The sequence below is a fragment of the Phenylobacterium sp. genome, assembly GCF_041913825.1.
Classification (GTDB): Bacteria; Pseudomonadota; Alphaproteobacteria; order Caulobacterales; family Caulobacteraceae; genus Phenylobacterium.
The window spans coordinates 1-18903 of the sequence record NZ_JAYSEO010000034.1; the positions used below are offsets into that span (position 1 = coordinate 1).

The window sequence follows — 18903 nt, forward strand, 5'->3', positions numbered from 1 at the left end:
CGCGGCGGTACTCGAACTTGTCGACCGCCTTCATCAGGCCGATGTTGCCTTCCTGAATGAGATCAAGGAACTGCAGGCCGCGGTTCGTGTACTTCTTGGCGATGGAGATCACGAGGCGCAGGTTGGCCTCGACCATTTCCTTCTTCGCCTGGCGCGCCTCGCGCTCGCCCTTCTGGACCGTCTGGACGATACGGCGGTAGTCGTCGATCGGCACGCCAGTTTCCATGGCCAGCGCCGCGATCTCCTGGCGGATCTCGCCGATCTGGCCCGCGTCGTTCTCGGCGAACTTGGTCCAGCGCACGCCCAGGCTCTTCACCTGGTCGGTCCAGTCCGGACGCATCTCCTGGCCGAAGTAGGCCTTCAGGAACTCGGTGCGGCTGATGCCGTAACTGTCGGCCAGGCGGAGCAGCCGGCCTTCCAGGCCCATCAGCCGCTTGTTGATCGCATAGAGCTGCTCGACGAGCGCCTCGATGCGGTTGTTGTTCAGCTTCAGCGTCTTGAGGTGCTGGACGATGGTCGCCGTCGCCGCCTGGTAGGTCTTGCGATCGGCGTCGGTCAGGTCCTCCCCGCGCAGGCGGGCGTTGACCAGCTTCTCCTGCAGCAGGCGGAAGCTCTCGAACTCGGCGGCGATGGCGTCGAGAGTGGCCATGACGCCTTCGCGCAGCTCGGCCTCCATCGCGCTGATGGTGGGGCCCGCGCCGTCGTCGAAGTCGTCGTCGCCCTCGCCTTCCTGGGCGCCGGCTTCGGCGGCCTCGTCGGCCTCCTCTTCCTCGCCGTCGGCCTGGGCCTCGGCCGGAAGGGCGTCGCCCGTCTGGTTCTGGCCGCCGTAGGTCTGTTCGAGGTCGATCACCTCTCGCAGCAGGATGCGGCCCGAGCCCAGCTCCTCGCGCCACACCATGATGGCTTCGAAGGTCAGCGCGGACTCGCAGAGGCCGCGGATCATGGTGTCGCGGCCGGCCTCGATGCGCTTGGCGATGGCGATTTCGCCCTCGCGCGACAGCAGCTCCACCGAGCCCATCTCGCGCAGGTACATGCGGACCGGGTCGTCGGTGCGGTCGTAGGCCGGCTCCTTGGCCGTCTCGACCACGGCGGATTCCTCGCGGACCGCCACTTCGCCGCCTTCGGCGTCCTCTTCCGCCTCGACGACGTTGACGCCCATCTCGGACAGCATGGCCAGCGTGTCCTCGATGGCCTCGGAGGTGACTTCCTCGGAGGGGAGCACCTTGTTCAGCTCGTCCATCGTGACGTAGCCGCGGGCCTTGGCCTGCTTGATGAACTTCTTGACCGCGGCGTCCGTCAGGTCGAGCAGCGGGCCGTCTCCGCCGGTCGTTTCAGGCGTTTCCGCTTCGGCCGTGTTGGTGCTCATCGAAATCTCCGAAATCGGCTGCCGCGCCTCCTGCAAGGCGCGGGCCGATGAAAAATTGGTGTCGGCGGTCGGTCCGTTAAGCCGCGTGCGACTCTACGACCCGTCTTCCGTCCAAATCGTTCCCGTTCTGATCGCGCGCTTCAGTGCGTCACGTTCACCTTTGAGACGCTCGAGCGCCGCCATGTCGGCCCGGCCGCGCAGGTTTCCCTTCGCGGCGCCGATGGCGTCGTCCAGCGCCGCCGCCCGTGCAAGGGCGGCGAAGCCACGCGACCACTGGGATCTCCGCGCATCGAGGGAGACATCATCCTTGAGTATGGGCGCGCCCGAAGTCGCAGCGGCCCGATCGATGTCTGTCAACAGCGCGCTAAATCCGCACGCCGCCAGATGGCGTTGCATGACGTGCGAGTCAAGATGGTCCGACTCGAGGCGGAGCCGGATGATTTCCCTTGTCAATTTCGCCAGCGCCGGATTTCCGAAGCCGCCGGCGGTGAATGCGTCCTCCAGATGGTCGTCCAGGACGGCCGGATCGCCGACGGCGTAGTGGGCCAGCGTCGCGGCGATCGGGTCCATCCGCTCGGCGAGACGTTTCGCCGCAGCCTTGCCCTCGGGTGTGGGCGCGAGCGGCGCCGCCTCCCGCCCGCCGCGCCACGGCTTCCGCCCCTCCCGCGGACGTTCGAACGACGCCTCCCGCGCCGGTTTGGCGAAGAGGGCGTCGTACTTCTCCAGCAGGGCGTCGCGGTAGGCCTGCTGCAGGTCCTTGTCGGCGATGGCCGCGGCGGCCTGGCGGAGTCTGGCCTTGAACCCCGCGCGGCGTTCCGGCGTGTCCAGCGGCTCGAGGTCCCGCTCGCGGATGAAGAGGGCGTCGGCGAAGGCGGTGGTCTCGGATAGCTGCGCCTTCAGCGCCTGGGGCCCCTGCTCGCGCAGCACCTCGTCAGGGTCCTTGCCGCCTTCGACGATGGCGAACTTGAAGCTCTTACCCGGCTTCAGCAGCGGCAGCGCCCGGTCCATGGAGCGCGCGGCCGCCTGCCGCCCGGCCCGGTCGCCGTCGAAGCAGAGGGTGGGCTCGGGATGGTGGCGCCAGAGGATCTCCATCTGGTCCTCGCCGAGCGCGGTGCCCATGGGCGCGACGGCGGGGATGCCGCCCCGGTGGCAGGCGATCACGTCCATGTAGCCTTCCACCACCACCAGTGGCGGGCTCTCGCCGGAAGGCGCGGCGGCCAGGATCTTCCGCGCCTCGTGCAGGCCGTAGAGGTTGTGGCCCTTGTGGAAGACCGAGGTCTCCGGCCCGTTCAGGTACTTGGCGCGGGCCTGCGGATCCATCGCCCGTCCGCCAAACGAGACGACCCGGCCGCGCTGGTCGGCGATCGGGAAGATGATCCTGTCGCGGAACCGGTCGTAGGGCGCGCCGCCGTCCTCCGGCGCGATCAACAGGCCGGCCTCCACCAGCTCGGCGGGACGCGCGCCCTTGGTGACCAGGTAGTCCTTGAGCGCCGTGCGGCCCGACGGCGAGAAGCCCAGCCGGAACCTGGCCCACTCCTTCTCCGGAAGGCCGCGCTTCTCGAGGTAGGCGCGCGCGTCGCGGCCGGAGGGCCGCCTCAGCTCCGCCTCGAACCACTGGGCCGCCAGCTCCAGCCAGTCGGAGAGGCCCTGGCGCTTCTTCTCCACGGCCGCGGCTTGCGGATCGACCGCCGGCAGCGGCACCCCGGCCTCCGCCGCCAGCCGCTCCACCGCCTCCATGAAGGAGAGGCGCTCGGTCTCCTGCAGGAAGGTGATCAGGTCCCCGGACTTGCCCGACGAGAAGTCGAAGAATTGCCCCTTGTCGTCGTTCACGTAGAACGACGGCGTCTTCTCCTTGGTGAAGGGCGACAGGCCGACGTACTCGCGCCCCTGCTTGCGCAGCTTCACCGTCTTGCCGATCACGTCGGACGGACGAAGGCGGGATTTGATCTCGTCAAGGAAGCGTTCGTCGAAGCGCACAGCCCGCTTTTAGCAGGCCTGCCGTCGGGATGTCGCGGCGTCAGCGCCCTGCGCCGCCGAGATGCGCCAGCTTCTCGGGGTTCCGCACGGCGTAGATGGCGGCGACAAGCCCGTCCTCGTCCGGCTCGAACGCGAGGGTCTCCGGACCGTCCGACAGGTGCAGGACCATCCCGGGCAGGCCGTTGATCCTGGCGAGTTCGAACCGCTCCACGTCCCGCAGGCCGCCGGTGCGCCAGGCGATCCCCTCCAGCAGGCGGATGATGTCGTCGCGCCCGACCATGATCCGCAGCGCGGCCTTCCGCTTGCCACCGCCGTCGGTGACCATCACCGCGTCCTGGGCGAGCAGGCTGGCGAGCCCCTGCATGTCCCGCCCCGCGGCCGCGGCGACGAAGGCCTGGGCGAGCTGCATGGCCTTCTGCTGGTCGACGGAGAAGCGGGGCTTGGCCTCGCGGACGTGTTCGCGCGCCCGACTGGCGAGCTGCCGCACGGCCGCCTCGCTGCGCCCCAGCGTCTCGGCCACGGCCGCGTAGTCCTCGTCGAAGACGTCGTGCAGCAGGAAGACCGCCCGCTCCAGCGGGGACAGCCGCTCGAGCGCCAGCAGAAAGGCCACCGACACGTCCTCGGCGCGCTCCACGGGGTCTTCGGTGAGCGGCTCGATCAGCGGCTCGGGGAGCCACGGGCCCTTGTAGGCCGCGCGCTCGGCCTTGGCCGCCCGCAGCCGGTCGATGCACAGGCGGGTGGTGGTGCGCACCAGCCAGGCGGCGGGGTCGGCCACATCCTCGCCCGAGCGGGTCCACCGCAGCCAGGCGTCCTGCACGGCGTCCTCGGCCTCTACCACCGAGCCCAGCATGCGGTACGCGAGCCGCCTCAGCCGGGGCCGGTTCGCCTCGAAGGCGTCGACGAGAGCTGCTTCGGTCATGTCCAAGCCTCCTGCCCGGACGCGTCGTCGGTTTTCAGCATGGCGAGGTCTCCTTCCCGCGCGCAAGAGTGAGCCCGAGGGCGAGGAGGGCCGGCAGGTAGACGCCGGCCAGATCCCGGACCACGTCCCGCCACGGCGTCACGCCGCACGTGGCGTCGTAGACGTGCACGCAGGCGTGCAGCGTCAGGAAGGCCGCCGCCATCGCCGCCGCGGGCCAGCCCTCGAGGGGGCGCCAGGCGAACCAGGCCAGCCCGGCGGCCGCCACGAGGTAGGCCGCGCCGATGTCCCGAACAAAATGCGGGTTGTAGGGTCCGGTCTGCGGCGCCCCCGGAACGGCGCCATACCACCAGTGGCCGGCCAGCAGCATGGCCAGACCATTGGCGATGAAGATGGCCGCGAGGCCGCCTGCGATCAGCCGGGACATCCCCGCCCCTCCTTCGTCCTTCGCCACCAGGACGGGGGAGCGCTCAGGTCTGTGACATCAGCCGCCGTGAAGCGAACGGATCCAACCCGGCAGATGGCGGATGGTCTCGAGCTCGGCGAACCTCGGGTGGTCGGTCGGCGCGTCGGCCATTTCGTGCGCCCAGGTCAGCGGATAGGGGACGTGGGCGGCAAAGGCCCCGGCCTCCAGCGCCGGCAGGATGTCCGAGCGCACGGAGTTGCCGCACATCACCGCCTCGGCCGCGCCGGTGCCATGGCGGGCGAAGACGCGCTGGTAGGTGCCGGCGTCCTTTTCCGACACGATCTCCACCGCGGCGAACAGGTCGCCGAGCCCGGAGGCCGCGAGCTTCTGCTCCTGATGCAGCAGGTCGCCCTTGGTGATCAGCACGAGGCGGTACTGCTCGGAGAGCTCGGCCAGGGCGTCGTCGACGCCGGGCAGCGGCTCTACCGGCTCGCTCAGCATCTCCCGGCCGGCGGCCAGGATGTCGGCGACGACGCGGCCCGGCGGCTCGTTGCCGGTCAGCTCCATCACCGTCTCGATCATCGAGAGGGTGAAGCCCTTTACGCCGTAGCCGTAGAGCCGCAGGTTCCGCTTCTCGATTTCGGCGAGCCGCTGGTCCAGCACCTCGGGCGGAGCGACGTCGGCCATCAAGGCGCGGAAGCGATCCTGGGTCAGCCGGAACAGGGTCTCGTTGTGCCAGAGCGTGTCGTCGGCATCGAGGCCGACCGTGGTGATGCGCATGGGCCGGCTCTTACAGCGAGCCGGGAGGCCGCGCCTAGGCCGCGCAGGCCTTGTGCGGCTTCAGCACCCGCGCGGCGGAGGCGGGATACTTCGCCAGGAGTTGGGCTGGACGGATCGGACGCGCCGCGAGGTTTCCGCCGCAGTTCGGGCAGGCGCCGGCGAGGCGCGTCTCGGCGCAGTCCGCGCAGAAGGTGCATTCGAAGGTGCAGATGCGCGCGTCCGCGCTCTCCGGCGGCAGGTCGCGGTCGCAGCATTCGCAGTTCGGACGGAGCTCGAGCATGGCCGCAGGTTGCGCCGGGCCGGCCGCCGGCGAAAGGACGAGCTTCCCTCGTTTCGAGCCTACTCGCCGAACCCCTCGCCGGGCTCCACCGGCGACAGCCGCAGCAGGCGCGAGTCCGCCACCGCGGCGGTGCGGTGCTGCACGAGTTCGCGGTATTCGGGGTCCCGGACCATGGCGATGAAGGCGTCGGCGTTGGGGTACTCGGCGATGAACGCGAGGTCCCAGGCCTCGGACTGCGGTCCGGTCAGCATCACCTGCGGCTTGCCCGCCCAGACCTGCCGTCCGCCCAGGCGCTTGAAGATGGGAGCGGTCGTCCGTCCATAGGCACGGTAGGCGTCGAGGCCCGAGAGGTCCTTGCCGTGGTCGGGGTGGCCCGCCGGGTACTCCGCCCTGGGCTTCAGCCGGATCAGGTTCAGCATCTGGATCGGCTGGTCGCGCGGCAGGCCCTTGAAGACCTCCCAGGCGTCGCGGTCGGGATCGATGTGGCCGCCGGTCATGCTTCCTGCCTCCTTGGTGCTCACGACCAGGCTTAGCGCCGCCGGCCCCGTTGGTCACCCGCATTGACCCGGGGGGCGGGACTCACTACCTACGCGACCGTTTGCGCGGGCTCCGCCCCGCGGTGTTCCCGAAAAGCCGTCCAAGGAGCCCACGCCCATGAGCCGAGACCTGCTGCCCGGCGCGACCGGCGTCCTGGCCCTGGCGGACGGAACGATCCTGCAAGGCATCGGCGTCGGCGCCGTGGGCGAAGCAGTCGGCGAGGTGTGCTTCAACACCGCCATGACGGGCTACCAGGAGATCCTGACGGACCCCTCCTACATGGCCCAGATCGTCGCCTTCACCTTCCCGCACGTGGGCAACGTCGGCACGAACGTGCAGGACATCGAGCAGATGTCCGGCTCGGCCGAGACTGCCGCGCGCGGCGCGATCTTCCGCGACGTCCCCACGCGGCCCGCCAACTGGCGCGCGGACACCGACCTCGAGACCTGGATGGCCCGCCGCGGCGTCGTGGGCCTGGCTGGCGTCGACACCCGTGCGCTCACCCGCAAGATCCGTGAGCACGGCATGCCGCACGGGGTGATCGCCCACAACCCGAAGGGCGAGTTCGACCTCGACGCCCTGGTGGCCAAGGCGCGCGCCTGGAACGGCCTCGTCGGCCTCGACCTCGCCAAGGACGCCTCGTGCCTGCAGCCGTTCGTCTATGACGAGGGCCTTTGGGCCTGGGGCGAAGGCTACGCCAAGCCGGCCGAGACGCCGAAGTACGAGGTCGTGGTCATCGACTATGGGGTGAAGCGGAACATCCTGCGCGCCCTCACCTCCGTGGGCGCCCGGGCCACCGTCGTGCCGGCCAACACCAGCGCCGAGGCCATCCTGGCCCGCAAGCCCGACGGCGTCCTGCTGTCGAACGGCCCGGGCGACCCGGCCGCCACCGGCGAATACGCCGTGCCCGAGATCCAGAAGATCATCGACAGCGGCACCCCCGTGTTCGGCATCTGTCTCGGCCACCAGATGCTGTCGCTGGCCCTGGGGGCCAGGACCGTGAAGATGGAGCAAGGCCATCACGGGGCGAACCACCCGGTGAAGGACCTCACCACCGGCAAGGTGGAGATCGTGTCCATGAACCACGGCTTCACCGTGGATCGAGACAGCCTGCCGGCGCCGGTCGTCGAGACCCACGTCAGCCTGTTCGACGGCACCAACGCCGGCATCGCCCTGAAAGACCGCCCGGTGTTCAGCGTCCAGCACCACCCGGAAGCCTCCCCCGGCCCGACGGACAGCCTCTACCTATTCGAGCGCTTCGCGCAGAACATGGACGCGGCAAAGGCGTAAGGCCGAGGCACAGAGCGGATTTCACGGGCGGCCCTCGGGCCGCCCGGTTCGTTTCAGGCCTGCGCGACCGGCTCGTCGAACATCAGGGCGCGGGCATAGCGCACCGGCGGTGAGCCGTAGGACAGCACCTGGTCGTGGTAGCGCTTCAGGTCGAAGCCCGCGCCGGCGCGGCGACGAGCTTCGGTCATGAGCGCGTCATGCTCGGTGACGCCCACGAAGTAGCTGGGAAGCTGGGCCGAGCTGACCCGCGCGCGCGTCCACTTGCCGGCCGCCTCCCGCTCCTGCTGGAAGGCGGTGACGGTCAGGAAGCGCATCACCTCCGCCTCGCCCGCGCCGTCCACGTGGACCATCTGGTCGAGGATCGCGTTGGTGATGGTGCGCACCCGCATCTTGAGCTGGGTGAGCTGGAACAGCGGGTCGTCGGCCAGGAAGCCCTGCTCCACCATCAGCGCCTCCGCATAGACGCCCCAGCCCTCGACGAAGGGCCCCGAGCCCAGCACCGCCCGCAGCGTCGAGGGATGCCGGTTGGAATGCCAGATCTGCACGAAGTGGCCCGGCATGGCCTCGTGGATGTTCACGTCGTGCACCATGCGGCGGTTGTATTCGCGCAGGAAGCTCTCCGCCTGCTGCTCGCTCCAGTCCTTCGGGATCGGGGAGATGGCGTAGAAGGTCTTCAGGTGGCGCTCCAGCGGCCCCGGGCTGTCGCAGTAGGCCACCGCCACGCCCTGCTGGAACTCGGGCATGATGATGATGTCCACCGGTGCGTCGGGAAGGGTGATGAGGTCCTTCTCCCGCACGAACCGGGTGGCCTGGTCGATCGAGCCGCGGGCCATGTCGACGATGCCATTGCGCGCAGCGTGGTCGACGTAGGAAAGCTCCAGCGCCGCCTCGATCACCTTCTGCTCGGTGGCCGGATCGGGCGTCTCCGGCGCGGCCGGCGCGCCCGAGCGCCCCGCCAGGATCTTCCGGGACAGGGCGTACATCTCCGCCCGTGACTGCTTCAGCGCCGCCTCGCCGGCCGCCCGGATCTCCGCGCGCGACATGGGCGACATCAGAGCGAACTGGAGCTTCTGATCGTAGAGCTTGGCGCCGAGGCGGAAGTCGCCCTTGGCCTGGGCGACCAGAGTCTTCTCGATCCACTCCTGGTGAGCGTTGACCGCGCTGCGGAGCTGCGCGTCGGCGGCCTTGAGCCGCGCCTGTTCGGCCGGCGTCAATCCCGCGAGGTCGTTCAGGATCATGGTGTCGACGATCGACAGCACGCCCTTGTTCTGGCGCGCCACGGTCTGGGCGTGGATCAGCGGCACCCGAGCCGGGACGAGTTCCGCCCGAGCCTGGGCGAGCAGCCCGGGCAGCTTCTCCATGCGCGCGATCGCCGAGCGCAGGCGCTGCGGCCGGGGCGCGAACTCGCGGGCCATCAGGCCGTAGAGCGCCCCGCCGGCGACGCTGTTGTAGGTGAGCGGATCCCAGGCCCAGGGCTGCAGCACCTCGTCCGTCCAGAGGTCGTAGCGGAGCTGGTTCTTCAGCAGCGCCAGGTCCACCTGGTTGTCGCGGGAGAGCTGGGCCGCCGGCAGCGCCTCCGCCTGGCGAAGCAGCGCCTGGCCGGCGGCGCGGCGGCGGGCCCGGCCTGCGGCCGAGACATCGTCGATTTCGGTGTCGAAGCGGTGGTCGCCCAGGGCGGTCGCGCCCACCGGCGAGAGCCGCGCGAGCTGGTCGATGTAGCTCGCCGCGAGTCTCGCGAAGCGCGCATCCGCCGCGCTGGCGGCGGCGGCGGCGGGCGTGGCGAGGAGGGCGAAGCCCAGGGCCGTCAGGCCGCGGCGGGTCAGGCGGAGCTCGGTCATGCGCCCATTCAGCACGGGCGGCCGGAAACGAAAAGGGCGGCCCGAAGGCCGCCCTCCCGTGCGCCTTGCACCCGGATCAGAGCGAGCCGAGGCTCGCGCGGACGCCCAGGTAGAAGAACCGGCCCAGCGGGCTGACCGGATAGATGTAGTCGTCCGGCTCGGGCTTCTGGTCGCCGATGTTGTTCACGCCGCCGTAAACGCTCCACGAGTCGTTGAACTCGTAGCGCACCTGGACGTCGTGGGTCAGGCGGGCGTCGTACTTGAAGTACTTCGGATCGACGTAGTCCGGCTCGTTGTCGAGCGTGCGCTGCGAATAGCGGAACGTCTCGTCGAAGTAGTTCAGGCCGTAGTTCACCTCGAGATTGCGGAATTCCCAGGTGACGTCGAGGTTGACCTGCCACTCCGGCTTCTCGCGCTCGCCCAGGTCGTCGTCCGGCTCGGCGCCCGAGGTTTCGATGAAGACCAGCTTCTCGAGCTTGTTGCCCACCAGGTTGAACTGGAAGGTCCCGATGTCGCGATCGATCCCGAGGTCGGCCGGATCGAGGCGGTAGCGGGCCGTGAAGTCGTAGCCGGCGGTCTCGTACTTGGCGATGTTGCCCGGGATCTGCTGGAACGACACGATACGGCCCGGGTTGAAGCCGCCGCCGGTACGGGTGACCAGGTCGCAGAACTGGTTCGGCTGGGGCAGGTCGTAGCAGTTGTTGACGATCGTCTGGGCTTCGTAGGACTGGATCGCGTCCTTGATCTCGATGTTGTAGTAGTCGAGCGAGATCGTCAGTCCCGGCAGGAAGCGCGGGCTGAACACGCCGCCGACCGTCCAGGTGTCGGCCTTCTCCGGATCCAGATCCAGGTTGCCGGAGATGAAGCCGCCCACGGCCTCGGAGCTGTTGTTGATGAAGCTGTTCGGGTTGACCCCGAGCGCGTTCAGCGCCGCGGCGCAGTTCTGCCGGCGCAGCTGCGGGTTTTCGCCGAGGCCCAGGTTCTCCACCGAGCAGGGGTCGGCGAAGCTCTCGAACGTCTGCACGTTCGCCTGGAACAGATCGACGATGTTGGGCGCCCGCACGGCGCGCGCCTTGGTCGCCCGCAGCATCAGGTCCTGCACCGGCCGCCATTGGCCGCCCACATTCCAGGTGCTGGTGCCGCCGCTGGTGGAATAGTCCGAGTAGCGGTAGGCGCCGCGGGCGGTCAGTTCCTGCGCGAACGGCAGGTCGCGTAGCAGCGGCACGGACACTTCGGTGAAGGCCTCCTTCACGTCGAAGTCGCCCTTGGTGCGGACGCCGCGGCCGAGGCCGGAGATCGGATACTCCAGGCCTTCGCCGAGGACTTCCAGCTCAGAGGGCCGGAAGTCGCTGCTCTCCTTGCGGTACTCGGCGCCGAGCACGAAGGAGATCGGGCCGGCCGGCAGTTCGAAGAAGTCGCCGGTGTCCCCGCTGACGAAGGCGTTGACCACGTGCTGCTCGATCTTCGAGCGCTGCGTGCCCGAGCCGTTCACCCAGTCGATCGCCGCCTGGCTGGCGGCGCCTTCGCCGAAGATATTGAGCGGGACGCAGCCGGAGTTCGGGCCGGGCGTGAAGGTGGCGCCGAACGCCTCTTCCGGGAAGCCGAACTGCCCGAACAGGTCGCCCAGCGGCACGGCCGTGGGGTCGAGGTTGGAACGGCAGGTGGGCCGGCCGGTCGCCGGGTCGATGACCACATCCGTAGCCGCGTAGTAGCGGTCGTTCAGACGGACGTTGTAGGCGAACAGGTCCTGCTTGGCCTGGCCATAGACGTAGGAGGCTTCGTAGTGGACGCGGGGCGACAGCTCGCCCTCGATGCCGATCACGCCGCGGTACACCTCACGGTCGATGTCGTAGCTCTGGACGCCCAGGTCGAAGTTGTCCCGCGCCACCAGCACGCCGGGGGCGCCGAAGCTGCCCTCCTCCGTGGCGAGGCCGCCCGGCGTGCGGGCGTCGGCGAGCACATTGGCCGGGATGAACGGGTTATCCTCGGCGATGAAGAGGCCGTAGTCGTAGCTCGGCTGGGCGGTGAAGCCGGTATTGGTCTTGTTCGCCTTGAACTCGCCGAACAGGCGGTGGTTCGGGGTGAGCTCGTACTCCGCGCGTAGGCTGGCGGTCAGGCGGTCCAGGCCCGGCAGCAGGTCGTCGTTGTACTCGTCGAGCAGGGTGCCCGAGCCGCCGATCATGAAGAAGCCGCCGGCATACTCACCGTCCACGAACGGCTGCCCGTTGCCCAGGAAGCTGACGCCGGAGGTCGAGGGAGCGGTCCCGAAGTTGGTGTAGATCGAACCCGCCCGCGAAGTGTCGATGTAGCGGACGTTCCCGACCAGGATGTTGTCCGGGATATTCGGATCGTCCGCGTCGGGGTCGAAGGTGCCCGGATCGTCGGGGTTGCTGATGATGATCCGGCGCTGGCCGACGCGGGTGTACTTGCGCTCGTTGATGAAGAGCGACTCTTCCTTCGCCCATTCGAGGCCAAGCATGATGCTGCCGCGGTCGTCGGCGAACTTCTCGCCGACCAGGGCGCTCACGAAGTGCTGCTCGCCGCCGCCGGCGTCGGAGACGCCGGTCTGGGCGCGGAAATCCACGCCCTCGAAGTTCTTGCGCAGGATGAAGTTCACCACGCCGGAGACGCCGTCGGCGCCGTAGACGGCCGAGGCGCCGCCCGTGAGGATCTCCACCCGCTCGATCATGGCCAGCGGGATGGCGTTGATGTCCACGCCGGCGGTGCCGGGCTGGCTCGACACGTGGCGCCGGCCGTCCACGAGGACCAGCGTCCGCTCGGTGCCAAGATTGCGCAGGTTCAGCAGGTTGAGGCCGGCCGCCGAAGGAGTGGTGGTGTCCGCGCCGTCAGCCAGGTCCTGCGAGCCCGTGAGGGCCGGGATGTCGGTGAGGTATTCCGTCAGGTTCGTGACGCCCGAGCGCTGGATCGTCTCCGCGCTCAGCGTGGTCACCGGGTTGGGCGCTTCGAAGTCCTGCAGCCTCAGACGGGTGCCGGTGACGATCACCTCCTCGACGGCGACGGACGGGTCCGCCGATTGCGCCGCCGCAGGCGTGGCCCCGAGCGCAGCCGCCATGGCGGCGCTGGTGAGGAGCGAAGAACAAAGAAGCCGAGATTTGGAAAACATGGCAGCCCCAAGCGTTACGTCACGCCCCATGGAGAAGCCGCACCTGCCGAGCGCAACGTCCTAACGGGACCATTCGCGACAACGGACGCGAACGGTACATTTCTGCCTCAATTGCAACGCGAAGCTGCAACTTTCTGGTCACACTGCCCGGAAGAAGAACGCCGGCCGGCGAAAAAACGCCGCTAGGGTCTGGGGATGCTGTTGGCCACGCCCGGCGGCGCCTGATCGATCACCATCATCCGCACCGGCTCCGACCCCACCGCGACCGCCTCGTGCCATTGGTCGATGGCGTCGATCGCGAGGTCTCCGGCGGCGACCTCGGCCGAGGTTCCGGTGACGAGATTCGTCACCTTCAGCCGCCCGGACACCACATAGGCGTATCGCGGATAGGGATGCTTGTGGGGCGGGATGGCCGCGCCGGCCGGCACCGTGGTCTCGGAGAAGGTCACCTGGACCGGCCCTCGCGGCAGGGCGATCGGCTGGCCCGAGAGCGTCCGCGTCTGCGCCGATATCGGCCGGGACGATGGGGTCTGGGCGTACGCCGGAGCGGTTACGGCGAGCGCGAGGGCGGGGATCAGGAGCGGCTTCATGGCCGCACGGTGGACCAGCCGAGGCCGGCCGTCACCCGCGCCGCGCGCCCCGGTCCGGGATCAGGCCGCGGCCCGTTTCGGCCGGCGGGAGGCGGCGCGTTTGGCCTGGATCCGCTCCTGGCGGGCGACGCGGCGCTGCTCGGCTTCCTCTTCGAGCCTGGGCAGCAGCTCGGCGGCGGCCGCCTGTTGCTTCTCGTCCCCTTGCGACTGGAGCCGACGGGCGTTGGCGAGCAGGTTCACGACCTCCTCGTCGCTCATCGTGGGGATTTTTTCGATCAGGGACATGGACGCTGGCTCTCCATACTGGAGGGCGGGCAAGGACCTGCTCCGCCTCCCCATCCAATATGGCCAAGGCCGAAATTAGTTTCGTCGAATCAGCACTTTTTTTGAACAGCCGGAGCCGGTCAGCCGACCTTGCGCAGCCACAGCCCGCCGCCCGGATTGATCTGGAACCGCGGCGCGAGCGCCGCCTCGCGGGGATGCCGGGCGGCGAAGTAGTCGTTGAAGAACAGAACCTCGTAGCGCGGGTTGTCCATCAGGAAGGCGCGCAGGATGTAGAGCTCGTTCCACGACCTCCGGGCGCCGAAGATCCAGCTTTCCGGGTACTCGAACGGGTAGAACGTGTCGTGGAAGTGGACCACGACTCCCGGCTTGAGCCGGGGCAGGATCTCGAACAGCTCGTGGTTCACGTCGCTGCCCGTCTTGCTGACGTGGGTGGAGTCGATGAACAGGATGTCGTCGGCCTCGAGCGCGTCGCAGACCTGCGGCGGGAGCTGCTGCACCGGAATGGGCAGGATCTCGCACCGCGCACGGTCCGCGGGGCTGAGCCTGGCGTAGAGCCGGTCGGGATAGGGCTCCACGAAGGTGAAGCGGGTGGGCAAGCGGAGGTCGTCGCAGATGTCCAGCATGCAGGCCGACGAGAAGCCCGATCCCACCTCCACCACCCGCCTGGGCCGAAGCTCGTTGAACATGGCCAGCAGGATCAGCGCGTCGCCCCAGGCGTAGACGTCGTTGTCGGCGTAGTAGCGGCGGGGCGGCGCCTCCCTGTCGGGGAAAGGTGCGGCGCGGATCACCTCGAGGTTCCGCCGCCACAGGTCGACCATCGCCTCCGGCCGCAGGTCGATGCCTGCGAGGCTCGCCTCGTCCGCTTCGTCGCGCCGCACCCGGAACCCCGAGGCTCGAAGGGCGTCCGGATCCACCACCGGCGAATAGTAGTGGCCAGGCTGGAACTCGGACCGGTCGTTGACCCCGTGCCGCGCCTCGTACTCCCCGGACGTGAAGAACCGCTCGAGGACCGCCTCGTGCCCCAGGTGGCCCACCACGGCGGCCCAGTGCTCCAGTTCGGCGGCGTCCGGTTCCCGGCGCATCAGCCGTCGATAAAGCGCGAGGACGAAGGGCCTGTGATCTGGGGGCGGCGGGTCGGGCTCCGGGGCGGGGTCGGGCGGCGGCTCGGCCGCGAGCGGCGGCGGCGGCGGCGGGGCCGGCGGCTCTGGCGCGAGGGCGCGGCGGACGGACGCGATGATGCCGAAACGACCGCGGTACATGGTGGCCCCGAGCTTGTGCCTGGTTCGCCTTTCTCGCCGCGGCGGCGCTTCGCTGCAAGTGCGGCCGTCTCACCGCTTGCGTGGCGGGGGCTCGCCCTCTACATCGCCCGCTTAACCTGCAGTTCTGACTGGTGTCGGCGCGCTTGAGCAGCGCGGCCGCCCTTGCGCGCGAGAAAAGATGCCCAAACGCACCGACATCTCCTCGATCCTGATCATCGGCGCCGGCCCGATCGTCATCGGCCAGGCGTGCGAGTTCGACTATTCCGGCGTCCAGGCCTGCAAGGCGCTCCGCGCCGAGGGCTACCGGATCGTGCTGGTCAACTCGAACCCGGCGACGATCATGACCGATCCCGACGTCGCCGACGCCACCTACATTGAGCCGATCACGCCCGAGATGGTCGAGAAGATCATCGCCAAGGAACGGCCGGACGCGCTGCTGCCGACCATGGGTGGCCAGACGGCGCTCAACACCGCCCTGGCGCTCGAGCGCATGGGGGTTCTCGAGAAGTACGGCGTGGAGATGATCGGCGCGCGGGCCGACGTCATCGACAAGGCCGAGGACCGGCAGAAATTCCGCGACGCCATGGACGCGATCGGCCTGGAGAGCCCGCGCTCCCAGGTGGCGCACACGCTGGAAGAGGCGATGAGCGGCCTGGAGTTCGTCGGCCTGCCGGCGATCATCCGCCCGTCGTTCACCCTGGCGGGCACCGGCGGCGGCATCGCCTACAATGTCGAGGAGTTCCGCGAGATCGTCGAACGCGGCCTCGACCTCTCGCCCACCACCGAAGTCCTCATCGAGGAGAGCGTGCTGGGCTGGAAGGAGTACGAGATGGAGGTGGTCCGCGACCGCGCGGACAATTGCATCATCGTCTGCTCTATCGAGAACATCGACCCGATGGGCGTGCACACCGGCGACTCGATCACCGTCGCGCCCGCGCTGACGCTGACCGACAAGGAATACCAGCGGATGCGCAAGGCCTCGATCGACGTGCTGCGGGAGATCGGCGTCGAGACCGGCGGCTCCAACGTGCAGTTCGCGGTCAATCCGGCCGACGGGCGAATGGTGGTCATCGAGATGAATCCGCGGGTCAGCCGCTCCTCGGCGCTGGCGTCCAAGGCCACCGGCTTCCCGATCGCCAAGGTCGCGGCCCGGCTGGCCGTGGGCTACACCCTCGACGAGCTGATGAACGACATCACCGGCGCGACCCCGGCCTCGTTCGAGCCCAGCATCGACTATGTCGTCACCAAGATCCCCCGCTTCGCCTTCGAGAAGTACCCGGGCTCCGAGCCGTATCTGACCACCTCGATGAAGTCCGTGGGCGAGGTCATGGCCATCGGCCGCACCTTCGCCGAGAGCCTGCAGAAGGCGCTGCGCGGCCTGGAGACGGGCCTGACCGGCCTCGACGAGGTGGCCATCGAGGGCGCCGAGGATGCGGAGACGCGCCACGCCGCCGTGGTGCGGGCGCTGGGCACGCCGACGCCGGACCGGCTGCGGGTGATCGCCCAGGCCTTCCGCGAGGGCCTGACCTGCGACGAGATTCACACCGCCTGCTCCTACGAGCCCTGGTTCCTGCGCCAGATCCAAGAGCTGGTGGCCGACGAGGCCAAGGTGCGCGACGCGGGCCTGCCCGCCGACGCCCACGGCTTCCGCCAGCTGAAGGCCAAGGGCTTCTCGGACGCCCGCCTCGCCAAGCTGACCGGCCGTACCGAGGCCGAGGTGCGCGAGGCCCGCCGGACGCTCGGCGTGCGGCCGGTGTTCAAGCGCATCGACACCTGCGCCGGCGAGTTCCGCGCCGAGACCCCCTACATGTACTCGACCTACGAGACCGGCGCGCTGGGCCAGGTCCCAGACTGTGAGAGCGAGCCGTCCGACCGGAAGAAGGCGATCATCCTCGGGGGCGGCCCGAACCGGATCGGCCAGGGCATCGAGTTCGACTACTGCTGCTGCCACGCGGCCTTTGCGCTCGACGAGATCGGCGTGGAGTCGATCATGGTCAACTGCAACCCGGAGACCGTCTCGACCGACTACGACACCTCCGACCGGCTCTACTTCGAGCCGCTGACCGCCGAGGACGTGCTGGAGCTGATCGACGTCGAGCGCTCGCGCGGCGAGCTGCTGGGCGTGATCGTGCAGTTCGGCGGCCAAACGCCGCTGAAGCTGGCCAAGCCGCTGGAGGACGCGGGCATCCCGATCCTCGGCACCTCGCCCGACGCCATCGACCTGGCCGAGGACCGCGAGCGCTTCCAGCAGCTCCTGCACAAGCTCGAGATCGCCCAGCCGGTGAACGCCATCGCCCGCAGCCGCGACGAAGCCTTCGCCGCCGCGCACGAGGTCGGCTACCCGGTGGTCATCCGCCCGTCCTACGTGCTGGGCGGCCGGGCCATGGAGATCGTCCGGGACGACGAGCAGCTCGACCGCTACATCCGCACCGCCGTACAGGTGTCCGGCGACAGCCCGGTGCTCATCGACCAGTATCTGAGCCGGGCCACGGAAGTGGACGTGGACGCGCTGTGCGACGACGCGGGCCAGGTGTTCGTGGCGGGCGTGATGGAGCACATCGAGGAAGCCGGCGTGCACTCCGGCGACAGCGCCTGCTCGCTTCCGCCCTTCTCCCTGAAGCCCGAGACGATCGCCGAGCTGAAGCGGCAGACCGAGGCCATGGCGCGCGCCCTGCAGGTGCGGGGCCTGATGAACGTGCAGTTCGCGATCGAGGAGCCGCACTCGGAGAGCCCGCGGATCTACGTCCTCGAGGTCAATCCGCGCGCCAGCCGCACCGTGCCCTTCGTGGCCAAGACGATCGGCCGCCCGCTGGCGTCCATCGCCGCCAAGGTGATGGCCGGCAAGCGGCTGGCGGAGTTCGACCTCAAGGAAGCCAAGCTCGACCACATCGCGGTGAAGGAGGCGGTCTTCCCGTTCGCCCGCTTCGCCGGCGTCGACACGGTGCTCGGGCCCGAGATGCGCTCCACGGGCGAGGTCATGGGCCTCGACTGGGTGCGGCCCGGCGAGGGCCTGGGCCCGGCGTTCGCCCGCGCCTTCGCCAAGAGCCAGCTTGGCGGCGGGACGATCCTGCCGAAGTCGGGCTGCGTCTTCGTCTCGGTGAAGGACTCCGACAAGCCCTGGATCGTGGAACCGACCCGGCTGTTGCTGGCCCACGGCTTCCGCGTGCTGGCCACCGCCGGCACCGAGTCGTTCCTGCGCGAGCAGGGCCTGGCCGTCGAGCACGTGAAGAAGGTTCTGGAAGGGCGGCCGCACATCGTCGACGCGATGAAAAACGGTGGCGTGCAGCTCGTCTTCAACACCACCGAAGGCAAGCAGTCGCTGGTGGATTCGTTCGAGATCCGCCGGACGGCGCTGATGGGCAAGATCCCCTACTTCACCACCGCGGCCGGCGCGCTGGCTGCGGCCCAGGCGATCGTCGCCACCGCGGAAGGCCCGCTCGAGGTCCGGCCGCTGCAGAGCTACGCCTGAGATCGATCAAGGCGGAGCCTCGCCAGGACGCGCAGGATTGGCGAGGCTGGCGCACGACGCCAGCGCCAGCCCTGCGAGATCCAAGCCATGGCTCCACGTCATCTCGAACGCCACCTGATCCAGCGGGTCGGGTGGCTGCGGGCAGCCGTCCTCGGCGCCAACGACGGGATCGTCTCGACGGCGAGCCTGGTGGTCGGCGTCGCCGCGGCGTCGTCGGGCCGCGGCGACGTGCTCCTTGCCGGGGCCGCGGGACTGGTCGCCGGAGCCTTCTCCATGGCCGCCGGCGAGTACGTCTCGGTCAGTTCGCAAGCGGACACCGAGAACGCGGACCTCGCCCGAGAGCGCAGCGAACTCGCCACCCAGCCCGCCTTCGAACGCGAGGAGCTGGCCAACATCTACGTCGCCAGAGGCCTGGACACGGGTCTGGCCCTCCAGGTGGCTGACCAGCTGATGGCGAAGGACGCACTCGCCGCGCACGCCCGCGACGAGCTGGGGATCTCCGAGATCACCGCCGCGCGGCCCATCCAGGCGGCCGTCACCTCCGCCCTCACCTTCTCCGCCGGCGCGGCCCTGCCGCTGGCGGCGGCCCTCATGGCGCCGGAACGCCAGATCGTGGCGGCCGTGGCGGCGTCCTCGATCCTGTTCCTGGCGCTGCTCGGGGCGGTGGGTGCGCGCGCCGGCGGCGCTTCGCTCTGGAAGCCGGTGCTACGGGTCACGGTGTGGGGCGCGCTGGCGCTCGGGGCGACGGCTGGGGTGGGAGCGCTGTTCGGCGTCGCGGCCTGAGCG

The 18903-nt window shown here is 69.4% G+C and carries 15 protein-coding genes; 3 read left to right on the forward strand and 12 right to left on the reverse strand.

What is annotated here, in order from left to right; genetic code table 11:
• The 7 genes from ACE3Q8_RS20995 to ACE3Q8_RS21025 all read right to left on the reverse strand — a co-directional run.
• Window positions 1–1366 (reverse strand): sigma-70 family RNA polymerase sigma factor (locus tag ACE3Q8_RS20995; RefSeq protein ID WP_374472575.1); only part of this gene is annotated, 1366 nt, incomplete at its 3' end.
• Between the two features lie 93 nt (window positions 1367–1459).
• Entirely contained in the window at window positions 1460–3343 is a 1884-nt protein-coding gene (dnaG, locus tag ACE3Q8_RS21000; RefSeq protein ID WP_374472577.1) for a DNA primase, read from the reverse strand.
• A 40-nt stretch (window positions 3344–3383) separates the two neighbouring features.
• Window positions 3384–4262 (reverse strand): RNA polymerase sigma factor SigJ, encoded by an 879-nt coding sequence (gene sigJ, locus ACE3Q8_RS21005; RefSeq protein WP_374472579.1) that lies wholly within the window; start codon window positions 4260–4262, stop codon window positions 3384–3386.
• 34 nt (window positions 4263–4296) lie between these two features.
• Entirely contained in the window at window positions 4297–4686 is a 390-nt protein-coding gene (locus ACE3Q8_RS21010; protein ID WP_374472581.1) for a hypothetical protein, read from the reverse strand.
• Window positions 4687–4743: 57 nt separating this feature from the next.
• Window positions 4744–5445: an HAD family hydrolase gene (locus tag ACE3Q8_RS21015; RefSeq protein ID WP_374472583.1), complete on the reverse strand. Its 702-nt coding sequence runs from the start codon at window positions 5443–5445 to the stop codon at window positions 4744–4746.
• Window positions 5446–5479: 34 nt separating this feature from the next.
• Window positions 5480–5725: a DUF1272 domain-containing protein gene (locus tag ACE3Q8_RS21020; protein ID WP_374472584.1), complete on the reverse strand. Its 246-nt coding sequence runs from the start codon at window positions 5723–5725 to the stop codon at window positions 5480–5482.
• 59 nt (window positions 5726–5784) lie between these two features.
• Window positions 5785–6222 (reverse strand): DUF1330 domain-containing protein, encoded by a 438-nt coding sequence (locus tag ACE3Q8_RS21025; RefSeq protein ID WP_374472586.1) that lies wholly within the window; start codon window positions 6220–6222, stop codon window positions 5785–5787.
• Between the two features lie 157 nt (window positions 6223–6379).
• Here ACE3Q8_RS21025 and carA point away from each other — a divergent pair, with 157 nt between their 5' ends.
• Window positions 6380–7552, forward strand: coding sequence for a glutamine-hydrolyzing carbamoyl-phosphate synthase small subunit (carA, locus tag ACE3Q8_RS21030; RefSeq protein WP_374472588.1), 1173 nt, complete (start codon window positions 6380–6382; stop codon window positions 7550–7552).
• Between the two features lie 53 nt (window positions 7553–7605).
• On the opposite strand, the gene ACE3Q8_RS21035 is transcribed toward carA, so the two are convergent.
• The 5 genes from ACE3Q8_RS21035 to ACE3Q8_RS21055 form a co-directional block, all read right to left on the reverse strand.
• The gene (locus ACE3Q8_RS21035) at window positions 7606–9390 is read right to left on the reverse strand and encodes a DUF885 domain-containing protein (protein WP_374472590.1); all 1785 of its coding nucleotides are present in this window, start codon (window positions 9388–9390) and stop codon (window positions 7606–7608) included.
• 76 nt (window positions 9391–9466) lie between these two features.
• Window positions 9467–12463, reverse strand: a complete 2997-nt coding sequence (locus ACE3Q8_RS21040; RefSeq protein WP_374472592.1) for a TonB-dependent receptor plug domain-containing protein — start codon at window positions 12461–12463, stop codon at window positions 9467–9469.
• Window positions 12464–12696: 233 nt separating this feature from the next.
• On the reverse strand, window positions 12697–13104 hold the full coding sequence (locus tag ACE3Q8_RS21045) for a cupin domain-containing protein (RefSeq protein ID WP_374472594.1): 408 nt from the start codon (window positions 13102–13104) through the stop codon (window positions 12697–12699).
• Between the two features lie 60 nt (window positions 13105–13164).
• On the reverse strand, window positions 13165–13389 hold the full coding sequence (locus ACE3Q8_RS21050; RefSeq protein WP_374472596.1) for a hypothetical protein: 225 nt from the start codon (window positions 13387–13389) through the stop codon (window positions 13165–13167).
• Window positions 13390–13508: 119 nt separating this feature from the next.
• Complete coding sequence (locus ACE3Q8_RS21055; protein WP_374472597.1) at window positions 13509–14648, reverse strand: class I SAM-dependent methyltransferase; 1140 nt, start codon at window positions 14646–14648, stop codon at window positions 13509–13511.
• Between the two features lie 178 nt (window positions 14649–14826).
• On the opposite strand from ACE3Q8_RS21055, the gene carB reads away from it, so the two are divergent.
• Window positions 14827–18117, forward strand: a complete 3291-nt coding sequence (carB, locus tag ACE3Q8_RS21060) for a carbamoyl-phosphate synthase large subunit (RefSeq protein WP_374472599.1) — start codon at window positions 14827–14829, stop codon at window positions 18115–18117.
• A gap of 87 nt (window positions 18118–18204) precedes the next feature.
• Entirely contained in the window at window positions 18205–18900 is a 696-nt protein-coding gene (locus tag ACE3Q8_RS21065) for a VIT family protein (protein WP_374472601.1), read from the forward strand.
• The last annotated feature ends 3 nt before the right edge of the window (window positions 18901–18903 follow it).

Coding starts and splice junctions, on each gene's coding strand:
- ACE3Q8_RS21045 (WP_374472594.1), bottom strand. CDS start 13,104: ATGAAGCCGCTCCTGATCCCCGCCCTCGCGCTCGCCGTAACCGCTCCG.
- sigJ (WP_374472579.1), bottom strand. CDS start 4,262: ATGACCGAAGCAGCTCTCGTCGACGCCTTCGAGGCGAACCGGCCCCGG.
- carA (WP_374472588.1), top strand. CDS start 6,380: ATGAGCCGAGACCTGCTGCCCGGCGCGACCGGCGTCCTGGCCCTGGCG.
- carB (WP_374472599.1), top strand. CDS start 14,827: ATGCCCAAACGCACCGACATCTCCTCGATCCTGATCATCGGCGCCGGC.
- ACE3Q8_RS21015 (WP_374472583.1), bottom strand. CDS start 5,445: ATGCGCATCACCACGGTCGGCCTCGATGCCGACGACACGCTCTGGCAC.
- ACE3Q8_RS21020 (WP_374472584.1), bottom strand. CDS start 5,725: ATGCTCGAGCTCCGTCCGAACTGCGAATGCTGCGACCGCGACCTGCCG.
- ACE3Q8_RS21010 (WP_374472581.1), bottom strand. CDS start 4,686: ATGTCCCGGCTGATCGCAGGCGGCCTCGCGGCCATCTTCATCGCCAAT.
- ACE3Q8_RS21050 (WP_374472596.1), bottom strand. CDS start 13,389: ATGTCCCTGATCGAAAAAATCCCCACGATGAGCGACGAGGAGGTCGTG.
- ACE3Q8_RS21040 (WP_374472592.1), bottom strand. CDS start 12,463: ATGGCGGCTGCGCTCGGGGCCACGCCTGCGGCGGCGCAATCGGCGGAC.
- ACE3Q8_RS21055 (WP_374472597.1), bottom strand. CDS start 14,648: ATGTACCGCGGTCGTTTCGGCATCATCGCGTCCGTCCGCCGCGCCCTC.
- ACE3Q8_RS21065 (WP_374472601.1), top strand. CDS start 18,205: ATGGCTCCACGTCATCTCGAACGCCACCTGATCCAGCGGGTCGGGTGG.
- ACE3Q8_RS21035 (WP_374472590.1), bottom strand. CDS start 9,390: ATGACCGAGCTCCGCCTGACCCGCCGCGGCCTGACGGCCCTGGGCTTC.
- ACE3Q8_RS21025 (WP_374472586.1), bottom strand. CDS start 6,222: ATGACCGGCGGCCACATCGATCCCGACCGCGACGCCTGGGAGGTCTTC.